This is a genomic window from Chitinophaga silvisoli (assembly GCF_003412465.1).
Lineage (GTDB): Bacteria > Bacteroidota > Bacteroidia > Chitinophagales > Chitinophagaceae > Chitinophaga > Chitinophaga silvisoli.
In genome coordinates, this window is record NZ_QTJV01000009.1 from 288554 (window position 1) to 300826 (window position 12273).

11 protein-coding genes are annotated in these 12273 nt (G+C 41.8%); 6 read left to right on the forward strand and 5 right to left on the reverse strand.

Annotation, left to right across the window (positions count from 1 at the left end; genetic code table 11):
- Nucleotides 1–214: 214 nt before the first annotated feature.
- On the reverse strand, nucleotides 215–613 hold the full coding sequence (locus tag DXN04_RS22965; RefSeq protein WP_116855745.1) for a response regulator: 399 nt from the start codon (nucleotides 611–613) through the stop codon (nucleotides 215–217).
- 219 nt (nucleotides 614–832) lie between these two features.
- Between DXN04_RS22965 and DXN04_RS22970 the strand changes: the two genes are divergently transcribed.
- From DXN04_RS22970 to DXN04_RS22980, 3 genes are all read left to right on the forward strand, one after another.
- Complete coding sequence (locus DXN04_RS22970; RefSeq protein WP_116855746.1) at nucleotides 833–1816, forward strand: aldo/keto reductase; 984 nt, start codon at nucleotides 833–835, stop codon at nucleotides 1814–1816.
- 115 nt (nucleotides 1817–1931) lie between these two features.
- Entirely contained in the window at nucleotides 1932–2735 is an 804-nt protein-coding gene (locus DXN04_RS22975) for an aldo/keto reductase (RefSeq protein WP_233525676.1), read from the forward strand.
- Nucleotides 2736–3113: 378 nt separating this feature from the next.
- The gene (locus DXN04_RS22980; RefSeq protein WP_199415113.1) at nucleotides 3114–4961 is read left to right on the forward strand and encodes a glycoside hydrolase family 97 protein; all 1848 of its coding nucleotides are present in this window, start codon (nucleotides 3114–3116) and stop codon (nucleotides 4959–4961) included.
- 97 nt (nucleotides 4962–5058) lie between these two features.
- On the opposite strand, the gene DXN04_RS22985 is transcribed toward DXN04_RS22980, so the two are convergent.
- Together DXN04_RS22985 and DXN04_RS22995 are read right to left on the reverse strand one after the other, a co-directional pair.
- The gene (locus DXN04_RS22985) at nucleotides 5059–6318 is read right to left on the reverse strand and encodes an SGNH/GDSL hydrolase family protein (protein ID WP_116855748.1); all 1260 of its coding nucleotides are present in this window, start codon (nucleotides 6316–6318) and stop codon (nucleotides 5059–5061) included.
- A 543-nt stretch (nucleotides 6319–6861) separates the two neighbouring features.
- Nucleotides 6862–7674: a helix-turn-helix domain-containing protein gene (locus tag DXN04_RS22995; protein ID WP_158569115.1), complete on the reverse strand. Its 813-nt coding sequence runs from the start codon at nucleotides 7672–7674 to the stop codon at nucleotides 6862–6864.
- Between the two features lie 72 nt (nucleotides 7675–7746).
- Here DXN04_RS22995 and DXN04_RS23000 point away from each other — a divergent pair, with 72 nt between their 5' ends.
- A complete protein-coding gene (locus tag DXN04_RS23000) occupies nucleotides 7747–8994 on the forward strand; it encodes a S41 family peptidase (protein ID WP_116855751.1) in 1248 nt (415 codons plus the stop codon).
- Nucleotides 8995–9157: 163 nt separating this feature from the next.
- Here the strand turns inward: DXN04_RS23000 and DXN04_RS23005 are convergent, their stop codons facing one another.
- Entirely contained in the window at nucleotides 9158–9913 is a 756-nt protein-coding gene (locus DXN04_RS23005; RefSeq protein ID WP_116855752.1) for an alpha/beta fold hydrolase, read from the reverse strand.
- Between the two features lie 108 nt (nucleotides 9914–10021).
- Between DXN04_RS23005 and DXN04_RS23010 the strand changes: the two genes are divergently transcribed.
- Entirely contained in the window at nucleotides 10022–10369 is a 348-nt protein-coding gene (locus DXN04_RS23010; RefSeq protein WP_116856009.1) for a winged helix-turn-helix transcriptional regulator, read from the forward strand.
- A 395-nt stretch (nucleotides 10370–10764) separates the two neighbouring features.
- Here the strand turns inward: DXN04_RS23010 and DXN04_RS23015 are convergent, their stop codons facing one another.
- The gene (locus DXN04_RS23015; protein ID WP_116855753.1) at nucleotides 10765–11118 is read right to left on the reverse strand and encodes a winged helix-turn-helix transcriptional regulator; all 354 of its coding nucleotides are present in this window, start codon (nucleotides 11116–11118) and stop codon (nucleotides 10765–10767) included.
- A 120-nt stretch (nucleotides 11119–11238) separates the two neighbouring features.
- Between DXN04_RS23015 and DXN04_RS23020 the strand changes: the two genes are divergently transcribed.
- The gene (locus tag DXN04_RS23020) at nucleotides 11239–12270 is read left to right on the forward strand and encodes an NADP-dependent oxidoreductase (protein ID WP_199415114.1); all 1032 of its coding nucleotides are present in this window, start codon (nucleotides 11239–11241) and stop codon (nucleotides 12268–12270) included.
- Nucleotides 12271–12273 lie beyond the last annotated feature (3 nt).

A 12273-nucleotide genomic window follows, 5' to 3' on the forward strand; every position in this document is an offset into this window, starting at 1 on the left:
AAATTTTATGGAGCAAAGATAATTGGGGATCGTGGCCGGGTGGTTTGTTGAAAAGTCCAGTTTTGTATGCTGAAAGGGTCAAGGCTGGGGCCTGATAATGCAAAAAAGGCTTCCAGATTTACATCTAAAAGCCTTAAATATTTTGAATTTAACGGAATTGCTTATGAGCCGGGAGTGGAATGCCTTCTCATCTACATCGCTATGGAAGGAATGTTTAGGATGCTGAAGTAACTGCTTCTTCTGTACCCAATAACTCATTAACCGCCTGGTGCAATTGCGAGCGGGTAAATGGTTTTCTGAGAAAAGCATCCGCACCATTTTCCAATGCTACATCCTGAGCGGCCGCATCAACACCGGAAATCATAATCACCTTGGTGGCTGGATGTTCTTTTTTTACAAAACTAAGGAAGTCAATGCCAAAACCGTCAGGCAGGCGATTGTCCAGTAATATTAAAGATGGTGATTCCTGTAGAAGATATTCCTCAGCTTTGGCAATGCTTTGTACATGTTCTACTTCCATATCTTTTCCGTCGAGAAGTATGTTTAAAAGCAGGCACAGGTCACCTTCGTCATCAATGATCAATACTTTGCGGGGAGTAGTTTTATTTGTCATACTTGCATTTTTAATGTGATAGCTAATTAAAAAAGCATGCCAAATATAAACAGAGGGGAAATTTACCTCCTGCCACCCGGCGGGCGCTACAACACCAGGTACAGCCCAATTCTTTTTATGCCTGGCATTCCTAATCAGTAATATTGGTAGGGAACTCCGTAATTTGTATACAAGATGCCCCGCCCTTTCTCTACACTTTTGCAGTAGAAAACATACAATATGAAAACACGACAATTAGGAACCTCGGGGTTAGAAGTATCCGAACTTGGTTTTGGCTGCATGGGGTTGAGCCATGGTTATGGTCCGGCAACCAATGAAAACGATGCCATTGCACTCATTCAAAAAGCTTATGAATCGGGCATTACTTTTTTTGATACGGCGGAAGTGTATGGACAGGGAGCCAATGAACAATTGCTGGGAAAAGCATTGCGTGGTGTACGTGATAAAGTGATCTTTGCTACCAAATTTGGTTTTAACAACGGCAGGAATACAGATGGTTTGGATAGTCGCCCGGAACGTATCAGGCAGGTGGCAGAAAACTCACTGCGGTATCTGCAAACCGATTATATCGACTTGTTCTATCAACACCGCGTGGACACGAATGTGCCTATTGAAGACGTAGCGGGAACCGTAAAAGATTTGATTGCTGAAGGCAAAGTAAAACACTTCGGTATGAGTGAGGCCGGCGTGCAAAGTATAAGAAGAGCACATGCCGTACAACCTGTAGCTGCCCTGCAGAGCGAGTACTCTATGTTCTGGCGGGAACCTGAAAAAGAAATTATTCCATTGCTTGAAGAACTGGGTATTGGCTTCGTGCCGTTTAGCCCTTTGGGCAAAGGATTTTTAACAGGTAAGATGAATGCGAACACGGAATTTGAAAAGTCCGATTGGAGAAATGTCATTCCCCGTTTTTCCAAAGAAAACCGCGAAGCGAATCAAAGCATTGTAGACCTGGTCATAAAGATTGCAGAAGCACATAATGCAAGACCGGCACAGATTGCGTTGGCATGGTTGCTGGCAAAAAAGCCGTGGATTGTACCGATTCCCGGTACTACAAAAATGGCTCGCCTGGAAGAAAATATAGGTGGTGTAAATATTACTTTAAGCGATGATGATTTAGTAAATATTAATAAGGCTTTGGATAATATCAGTCTCCAGGGAGAACGCTATCCCGCAAGCCTGGCCGGACTGCAAGGTAAGTAGGTCATCCGGGATTTTCCCGGATGGCGAAAGCCTATGGCCTTCGGTTGTGTTCAATTTGCATTTAGGTTAATAATTTTTGTACTGGGGTTAAAAGGAAAAATTTTGGATATAAGTGATGAACATTACATTAAATAACGGCATAGAGATGCCGCTGCTTGGTTTTGGCACTTACCTGCTTCGGGATGGAGTAGCGTGTGAGCATGCTGTGTTGAATGCTTTAAGTACTGGCTACAGGCTGATTGACACGGCTGCGGCATACAATAATGAAGAATCGGTGGGCAGAGCGATTAAAAAAAGTAATGTCAAACGGGAAGAGATCTTTGTGACTACGAAATTTTTGCCGGCAGATGACTCCGCGCATGAAAAAGCAAAGCGTTCATTTGAAGCATCCTTAAAGAAATTGGGTCTTGACTATATTGATCTGTACCTGATTCATATTCCGCAGGGGGATGTCAATTCCTCCTGGAAGGCAATGGAAGAATTATATAAAGAGGGTAAAGTAAGGGCGATAGGTGTAAGTAATTTCAATATGGATCAGGTGCAGCATTTATTGAAGCAGCATCGTGTGGTGCCAGCAGTCAATCAGGTGGAGACGCACCCATTTTGCCAAAGGACAGCAATGCAGGAAGGTTTGAAATCTCAGGGGATCCGGTTGGAGTCATGGGCACCTTTTGCGCAGGGTAGAAACGAGCTTTTTAATAATGAACTTTTAAAGGCGATATCAAGCAAGTATAATAAGAGCATCGCCCAGGTGGTGTTACGATGGTTGATTCAAAAAGAAGTGGTGGTTATTCCGAAATCGGCGAATATGAAAAGGATCAGGGAGAATTTCAATGTATTTGATTTTGAGTTGACTTTGAGTGATATGACAAGTATAGAATCGTTGGATAGAGGTAGAGGGTTAATTTATCACGTTTGAAAGAGTAGCAGGGCAATAAAGATTCCATAGATCTTTTTCATAGAAGAAGAGGGGTTTAAGAATTGACATTCGTCATTTATAAGGTTTTAAAACGGCTGTAAGGAGGATTATTGGCATTTTTGAAGATATTTTCGCTGACAATATAAATAGCATGACGGACAATAGATAAGTGACCAATAGTAAAAAGAGACATGCATTATTCCAGCAACTTTGATTGGGAAAAGGCGGGCTTGAGTGGACGAATCATTTATTTCCCGGTTCTTGTTGCAATTCAGTTCATCATTGATTACTTTAGCCACGTTTTCAGTCCGTTTTTATCTTCAATGTTACATGATGAAATATATTAAACAGGGTCTCTTAGCTTTACTTTTATGCGGTATGGGGATAGTTACCGTACGTGCTAATGGAAAAGAAAAAACTGTCCAGATCAAAAGTCCTCATAAACAGGTTGCTGTTAATGTGTTTGTTGAAAATGACAGACTTTCTTATACTGTTCTATATGCAAACGAAAAAGTAATTGATGTATCTCCATTGGGTCTTACTGTGGACAGTGTGGATCTGGGGTATAAGACTCACATCACTGGCGCTGGCAAATTTAGTTCGTTAAATGAAAAATATTCTGTTTTTGGGAATCACTCATCAGTTATTAATAATGCCAATGAAGCCAGTATTCCATGTGAAGCCGGAGGCAGGCAATTCAATCTCATTATAAGGGTATATGATGACGGGGTGGCATTACGTTACACGATTCCAGCTGGAACAAAATATATAGAAGGTGAATCGACCTCCTGGAATCTTCCTGAAAGTACATCCAAAATTGCATGGTCCGGTTTTAGTCAATCTTATGAGGCCTTTAGTCATGTAACCCAGTTAAGTGAAATTCCGGAAAATCAGCCTATCATGGGGCCACTTACCTTTGAGGTATCTGGCAAATACTTGTCTATATCTGAGGCTGATTGTATTAACTTTTCAGATATGTCATTTATGAGAAGGGATCATTTATTAAAAGCATATTTTCCCTTTGCAAAAAATGGGTGGAAGGTTGAACACTTAACGGATAATGGTCCTGCTGTTCCTGATGGCTCCTATAAAGGACAAAAGGTAAGCCCATGGAGGACAACTATCATTGCAAAAAATTTGAATGACCTGATTAACTCTGATCTGTTGACGAATGTTTGCCCGGCACCACAGCAGGGACGTGATTTTTCCTGGGTAAAACCGGGCAGGTGTTTATGGCAATGGTGGAGTGTAGGTGCACCGAAATTTGAAGATCAGGCCAACTGGTACGATGCGGCTGCCAGGTTAAAATGGGAGTACTACCTGGTAGATGATGGCTGGCGGGATTGGAGAAAAGATGGGAAAGACCAATGGACCTTATTAAAAGAGGTGATTGACTATGGAAAGAAAGTGGGTGTACAATCAATTGTTTGGGTTGATTCAAAGGAATGTAGAAATGCTGTAGATCGGCGCAAATATCTTGAAAGAATAAAGGCCTTAGGTGCTGTAGGTATTAAAATTGACTTTATTCCTGATGCGACGGCCGATATGATGCAATGGTATGCAGGCACGATGGAAGATTGTGCTGAACTAAAGTTATTGCTCAATTTTCATGGTAGTGTAAAGCCTACAGGATTGAGGCGTACTTATCCGAATGATATTACAAGAGAGGCTGTTCGGGGCAATGAATACCAGATATCAAGGTATAGCAGGGTAATGCCTTTTCAGCATTACGTGTGCCTGCCATTTACCCGCCTGATGGCAGGGCCTGCGGATATTACACCTGTTATCTTAAACCCGGAGGAATTGAAGAGCAAGCAATATACCTGGGCGAATGAATTTGCTCAGGCGATTGTTTTCTTATCTCCGGTAACGCATTTCTGTGATCAATATAAATTTTATCTTGAAAGCCCGATGTTTGATCTGTTTCAGACTATTCCTACTGTCTGGGATGAAACTAAGGTATTGTCTTGTACCAGTATGGGGGAGGTTGTTGGTTTTGCGCGTCGTAAAGGGAATACATGGTGGATTGGAGTGATGAATGGCGAAACTGGGAGAATGGTAAAAATTCCGCTGTCATTCCTGTCAAAAATGACGGAGGGTACTCTTATTTATGATACACAATCTAATACGGCTGTTGACAGGGAGAAGAGGACCTTATCTCCTCATGATACCTTAAGCGTTAAACTGGCTCCGGGAGGAGGGTTTGTTGCACGGATAGGTCTATAAGATCAGGAACAGGTCGTTTTTCATCCTATAGTAATTGATGGTTTTCTGTGGCAGCATATGTTTGCAAATAGGCGGCATTTTGAGAACGTGATTCTCATTACCTGAACAAAGACAGGTTTATTCCATCGCCCATTAAACGATAACCCAGTTCGTTAGGATGAAGAAAATCATTCGCTCCGGCTTGTACCTCATATTGTAAAATGTCTTTGTCATTGGGATCTCTCATCAACTGATCAAAGTCGATGACTGCATCGAAATGGTTTGGGCTCCGGATCCATTCGTTGACCTTGTTGCGAGCGGAATTTTTGTAGCTCCCATAATAGAAGCTTTTTTTGAAAGGCATGATGGTGGCACCGTACACCTTTATTCCTTTGGCGTGCGCCTGATCTATGAATTGTTGATAAGCGGCAATGAGATTTTGTGCTATGTCATCAGCAGATAAACTGTCCCGTGCACCGCCAAGGTCGTTAATTCCTTCGGCCAGAATAAGCCATCTGACACCTTGCTGATCAAGTACATCATGTTTGAAACGTAGCAATCCGGTAGGTCCTAATCCCCCTTTAAGAATGGCATTACCACCGATGCCCATATTGATTACACCTACCTGGTCCGTAGCTGGATTTTTTAGCAAATTCTCTGATAATATATCGGGCCAGCGATTTTGTTTATTGGTTCCAGAACCGCGTCCATCAGCGATTGAATCACCGAAAACGACAACTGATCCCGTTTTATTTGTGGCTGCTACTTCAATTCCTGCAATAATGTACCAATGATCAATATTGATTATATCCGTGGAGGTCTCACCGGGTTTGACAGGGTTGCCGGCAAACAGATAAGAGGTAGTTCGGGAGCCGCCATGCCCTGTAAGAATGGAAGGGGCTTCGCCAAAAGAAATAGTGATAGCGATTCTGGCCCTTGGCTTTAGCCCAAACGATTTGGGGTCGGAATAAATTTCTGTACCTGCTTGCAAAATAACTTCCTTTTTCCCTTTGAAGGTTAACCATGCGATGGTTGACGTTTCAATCGCACTGCTATCTTTCGCAAGTGCAATCTGTACCGATCTGATCCTGAGCGGGCTATTTCCAAATTTATTGGAGAACTTCAGTCTTAGCTTATCAGCACCGATTGAGACGCAGACAATCTGTCTTAAGACATGGTTGGCAATTCCTGGTTTCGGGGGCATATCCTTAGGTTGTATTTCCAAAAGTGCCGTTCCCCAGGTACCTACCCATTTCGTGTTGTCTTCTTTTTGATGTTGGCTAACGGGAGGATTAGCTGATACAGAAATAACATACAGCAACAATAGTGTTATCCAAATAAATTGTAGGATTCCGAGGGTTTGATATCGTTTTGTCATGATAAATAATCAATATTTGATCGTTAACGTGGTCAGGTAGAATTGTTTTGATTAATATGTAATCGACAATTTTGATTTAAAAGATGGAAAGTGCTTAATTTAATCAACAAACAAGGGTTCATGCTACCAGGGGCCGGTCATTGTTTGTGCGATAGTTATTTTTACATACGAAATAAGTTTCGTTCTGATGAAATTAATAAAATTATCTATAACCTCCCCCTCCTACCCTCTTTCTTTTTTAACTGCGTAATGAAAATGAGATCGGGTTATTTTAAAGGGACCATAAATATTTATTTCTAAAAATAATTTGGTTACAAGTGAAACGGGGTGCGGCTGGCAATTATAGCCCCGGTGATCATCGCGGATCGTTTCATCACTCACATCTTTCCCTGTACTGTGCAAAGAGATTTTTATAGATATCCGGACCTCAAGATTCAGATATCTATATTTTTTTTATTGATGATAGCTTTTAATTCCACCAAAGACATGCCTGTCAATCTGGATTATCAGGGGGCAACTTTCTAACCAGTTTATGGATAATATCTAAATAAGATCAATGAAATGTTCCGTCATCGGATTCATTTCATTAAAATACACTCCTGGTGCCGCCCCGACAACCTTCCTGAAATCCTTATTAAAATGTGCCTGGTCATTATATCCCAGGTCATACAGGATATTATTATAATTCAGGCGGGAAGATTTATATCGTTTACTAAATGTTTTAATCCTGATAATGCCTGCATATTGTTTGGGGCTCATGCCTACAAGATCAACAAATTTTCTCCTGAAATTTCTTTCGCTCATCAGGTGGGCATGATGTAAAATGCCAATGTCTATGTTCCCACCCGCGGCGTGAATATTATTTACTGCATGCAATATATTATCGAGATGATATTCCTGTTGGCGCTGTGCGATATGTTTTATGAGGAGCTGCTCAAGCACTTGATGTCTGGCTATTTCCGTAGGCAATGTTACTAGCTGTTCCAGCAAAAAATTGATATCTTTTCCAAAGATATCCGCGGCATCGAATGTGGAGGCTTTTATATGCTCCAGGCTGTCTTTCACAAAAAAATGTGCTGTGCCGGGCTGGAATACAACGCCTACCAGGTGAACTTTCCCTGCATAACTAATAAAACTCCTGTCCGGGTAGAGTCCTGTCAACGATACACCCGGCATGTGCTGAAATTGTACACCGTCACGGGATAAACTTACGGCATCACCTAAATTAAAAACAAGGTCCAGTGTACCATCGGGCAGGCGACGATGGATATTATTGCTGCCCTCATCGTCAAGGACAGAATAAAAACATTGGACATACTTAGCCAGGAAAAGAGGGCTGGTTTTGATGATACCCATAAAAGATTGGCCGATTTGTACAAACAAATATATAGCATTAAATTCTAACATTGTGCCTGATAAAAAATCAATATGAAGGCATTAGCATACCTATTATTATTAATGGCTGCACCTGCTATGGCGCAGAATTTTGGGAAGAGTGAAAAATCCAGGATCATTGATTCCGTTTCCCGGAAGTTAAGAACGCTGTATGTATATCCGGAGGTGGCAGAAAAGATGGCTAAGCAGCTATATACGAACAATGGGAATGGTCAATACGAAAATATTAAAGACCCTGTTGCATTTGCCGACCGGTTGACGACTGACCTGATAGGGGTTAGTCATGACAAGCACCTGCGTGTATATTTTGATCCCCGTCCTGTGGAAAAGCACCCGGTGATGGAAGATAACCCCGAGGTATCCCGGGCGAAAAACTTTGGCTTTAAAGAGTTGAAGATCCTTGATGGGAACATTGGCTATCTCAACCTGAGCTATTTTGAGGACCCAGGCAAAGGTGGTGCAACAGCCGCTGCGGCCATGAGTTTCCTCAGTAATGCAGATGCTGTTATCATAGATCTGCGCAATAATGGAGGCGGTTCTACAGATATGGTGCAGTTGCTGGCCAGTTACTTCTTTGAGGGGGAACCCAGGCCGCTGACAGATATTTACTGGCGGCCGACCAATAGTCTTGTACAATATAAAACGCTTCCTTATGTGCAGGGAAAGCAGTTGCCTAAAGCAGCTATCTACCTGCTGACGAGTCAGCGTACTTTTTCTGCGGCGGAAGACTTCAGTTATAGTTTGCAGAACCTGAAACGCGTCACCATCATTGGGGAAACTACAGGAGGTGGGGCTCATCCTGTAGAGCAGGTGGAGTTGAGTGAGCACTTCTTTATTATTGTTCCGGAGGGTAGGTCTATCAGTAGCATTACGAAAACTGACTGGGAAGGTACGGGAGTAAAACCTGATTTTGAAGTAGCGGCAAAAGATGCTTTATTGACTGCACATTTAAAAGTGTTGAGCAAGGCAGCGGCTGATAATTTTCCGGCGCAATGGGCGCTAATGGATATAAAGGCGAAGATTAATCCGGTAGCGTTATCTGAAGAGAGTTTGAAAGCGTATACAGGTACTTATGGAGAAAGGGTGATTTCTTTGGAGAATGGGCAGTTGTATTATGCAAAGGCAGGGGGGGCTAAAAGTCGTTTGATTCCGATGGATAAGGACTTGTTTTCCATGGAGGATAAAGATTATTTGAGGATTAGGTTTGAGCGGAAGAATGGAGAGATAACAGCGTTTACGAGGTTATTCGAGGATGGGTCAGCGGAGGTGAGTAGTAAATAATGTGGGAGAGGCTTGTTGACGGCTTTAAGATCCTGATTTTATTATAATGTAATCATGGCTTATGGTTTAACTATAAGCCATGATTATATTTTATGGTCAACTTCATGATCCGCTGCTATAGTGGACAGGATGCCACATCGCATCGTTTAACTATAATCATTTCTTAATTTTCACCAATAACGGATTCCAATTTATTCACCAGGTTTTCCGGCTGCTCCCGCATAGCATAGTGGCCTCCTTCTAAGGTATAAATTTTCCAATTTCTTGACCTGGCCCTGGAAATACCCATCTTGTCTATTACCGGGCTAACTGCTCCGTCTTTTGTCATCGCAATAAAAACTGCCGGTATTTTTTTTACTAAGGGGTTGCTGATTTTTATCGGCTCCGTAAAAGTTTTTAAGGGTTGTGGCACATCGTAAGGCGGATTGGGGGTTGGTGGATATGGTGGTACTATAAAATCACCCTTAATATTTGGTTTCATCATCATATCCCAAAGCCCACCTGCCTTTGCCAATTCCTCAGCGCTCTCACCATCATTTGGAACCATTGCGTCAAGATAAACCAACTCCTTAATGCGGTCAGGCATTTGCTCTGCTACACCTGAAATGACCATGCCTGCATAGCTATGGCCTACTAAAATAATGTTATGAAGATTTTCAAACTTAATCAGGTTTACTATATCGGCGATATAGGTACTAAGATTGATATTGGCATTGGACGAGTTTACACGTTCACCAAGCCCGGTCAGTGTAGGGCGGTATACTATTTCTCCCCTGGTCCTTAAAATAGCATCCACTTTCGAATAGTCCCAGCCCCCATCGAATGCACCAGGGACAAATAGGAAAACCCGGGGTTGGCGCGACTGTCCTAAACAAATTGTATTGACGGAGATAAAAAATAAGAGCAGTAATTTTTTCATGTTCTTTTATTATTAAGGGGCAAATTAATTACATTTGGTTCCGAAATTTTAGTTGTTACCCATGGGTAAGTAGTTACTTTTGGGTAAGTACTTTTAATAATGATGCCCATGAAAACAACAGGAACTGATTGTCAATATGAAATGATCGCGGCACAAGATGCGCTGGAATTAATTCAAGGAAAATGGCGAATTCCCATTGTTCTTTCTATCGTATATGGTAATAAAAGATTTGGCGAAATACGAAGAGCGGTTTCAAATATATCCCCCAAAATGTTATCGCAGGAATTAAAGGCACTGGAGGAAAATAAAATAATTACCCGCCAGCTTTACGACACTATGCCCATCACGGTTGAATACTCACTTACCCCACTTGGTGCATCCATGAGGCAACTCTTAGTAGAATTATTAAATTGGGGGACCTGTTTCAGGAAAGCATTGATCGATAAAAATAATTGAATTCATTCGTTTTGATTGATAAAAATACGCGTATTAAAATGTGTATTTGTAAGACTACTTACAGAAGGCGATGAATAAAAGTTTGAGTGGGTAGCGTCTTAATCATTGCAATTCAAAGGATCTTGTTAAAAGCATTATGCGCTTTATGGTGTATAAATTGGGTGGGTGAAAAAGGCAGGAATTCTTTATATTTATACAGGTACGGAGCGTATGGCAATCGTTTAAAGCAAAATATGACTGTTCCCTTGCCTAATCCACTTTAAATAAGTTATTATAAAGAAAATTCTTCCATTTGTTTTAGTTGTTTTTTTGTTATCATGTAATCGCATTCAGCGTGGTTTTTCCCGTTGAGGCTTTTTTTGGTGTGTAAAGTTGTGCTATTAATTTTTCAAACCCTATATTGTTTTTACCTGTTCCTTTTCTATCTGTTTATCTCCCCAATCTTTTAAATATTGAATAAAAGGAATAAGCTCCTGTCCTACCTCTGTCAATGTATATTCTACTTTGGGCGGGACTTCGTGGTATACTTTCCGCTGGATTAAATTGTCGGCTTCCAGTTCTCTTAAAGTTTGTGTCAGCATTTTGGTCGTAATGTCGGGCATCGTCCGGCTCAATTCGCCGTAACGTAAAATGGAATGTTCGTGGAGATACCATAAAATCCTGCCTTTGTATTTACCTCCAATGCGCTTAAAAGCATAATCTACGGAACAGGTCGTTTCCTCCGGGCAAGTTTTTTCCTTCTTTTTCATTTTTTATATTATTGATTATCAACTATACATTACTTTGGGTATGTAGGATACAAAAAAGTACATACTTGCTACAAATATACTGTCATTTTAATTTTGTCACTCGATTAAATACTATTTAAAATGAGTACTGAAAAGAAAAATAACAGACCGACAGTGATGAAAGCAATAAGACAACATGAATTTGGCGGACCAGAGGTGCTTCGGTATGAAGATGCGCCCGTTCCGGAAGTCGGAAAAGGAGAAGTACTGGTAAAAGTGAAAGCGATCGGGTTAAACCCTCCTGATTGGTATTTACGTGACGGGTACAAAATGTTACCTCCGGAATGGCAACCCGAAGTGCCGTTTCCTATCATCCTGGGGACGGATATTTCGGGGGTTGTGGTTGAAGTTGCGGAAGGTGTAAAGGAGTTTGCTGTGGGCGATGAGGTGTATGCTATGGTACGGTTCCCCAGTTACGGAGATAGCCGGGTGTACGCGGAATATGTAAATGTAGCGGTTTCGGACCTGGCATTGAAACCTAAAAACATTGATTTTGTTGAAGCCGCCGCTGCACCGATGTCATTGCTTACGGCCTGGCAGTTCCTGATTGAACTTGGGCATAACGAACCTAATCCACTGCAGCCTAACCGGCACGAACCGGTACCGCTTTGGGGTAAAAAAGTAATGGTAAACGGTGCTGGCGGCGGCGTTGGACATTTTGCTGTACAGTTGGCCAAATGGAAAGACGCACATGTGATTGCTGTTGCTTCTGGAAAACAGGAGCGCGTTCTGCGTGAACTTGGTGCTGATGAATTTATTGACTATACTAAAGTAAATGCTGATGAAATTGTGTCTGATGTAGACCTGGTAGTTGATTGCGTTGGTGGCCCTGCGACAGGACGTTTTTTGAAAACACTTAAAAAAGGAGGTGCTTTATTCCCGATTTTTCCATTGGGTTTTTCCGGTGCAGCGGAGGCAGAAAAATTAGGTGTTAAGGTATCTGCAACACAGGTGCGCTCCAATGGTGCACAACTGTCTGAACTGGCCGGCTTGATTGATAATGGTACTATCAAAGTGGTCATAGACAGTGTTTTTCCTTTAGCCGATGCCCGTAAAGCACACGAAAGAGCGGCGAAAGGAAATATACAGGGAAAAATTGCATTGACTGTTTAATAG

Coding starts and splice junctions, on each gene's coding strand:
- DXN04_RS23000 (WP_116855751.1), top strand. CDS start 7,747: ATGAAGGCATTAGCATACCTATTATTATTAATGGCTGCACCTGCTATG.
- DXN04_RS22970 (WP_116855746.1), top strand. CDS start 833: ATGAAAACACGACAATTAGGAACCTCGGGGTTAGAAGTATCCGAACTT.
- DXN04_RS22985 (WP_116855748.1), bottom strand. CDS start 6,318: ATGACAAAACGATATCAAACCCTCGGAATCCTACAATTTATTTGGATA.
- DXN04_RS22975 (WP_233525676.1), top strand. CDS start 1,932: ATGAACATTACATTAAATAACGGCATAGAGATGCCGCTGCTTGGTTTT.
- DXN04_RS23010 (WP_116856009.1), top strand. CDS start 10,022: ATGAAAACAACAGGAACTGATTGTCAATATGAAATGATCGCGGCACAA.
- DXN04_RS22965 (WP_116855745.1), bottom strand. CDS start 613: ATGACAAATAAAACTACTCCCCGCAAAGTATTGATCATTGATGACGAA.
- DXN04_RS23005 (WP_116855752.1), bottom strand. CDS start 9,913: ATGAAAAAATTACTGCTCTTATTTTTTATCTCCGTCAATACAATTTGT.
- DXN04_RS22995 (WP_158569115.1), bottom strand. CDS start 7,674: ATGGGTATCATCAAAACCAGCCCTCTTTTCCTGGCTAAGTATGTCCAA.
- DXN04_RS22980 (WP_199415113.1), top strand. CDS start 3,114: ATGGGGATAGTTACCGTACGTGCTAATGGAAAAGAAAAAACTGTCCAG.
- DXN04_RS23015 (WP_116855753.1), bottom strand. CDS start 11,118: ATGAAAAAGAAGGAAAAAACTTGCCCGGAGGAAACGACCTGTTCCGTA.
- DXN04_RS23020 (WP_199415114.1), top strand. CDS start 11,239: ATGAGTACTGAAAAGAAAAATAACAGACCGACAGTGATGAAAGCAATA.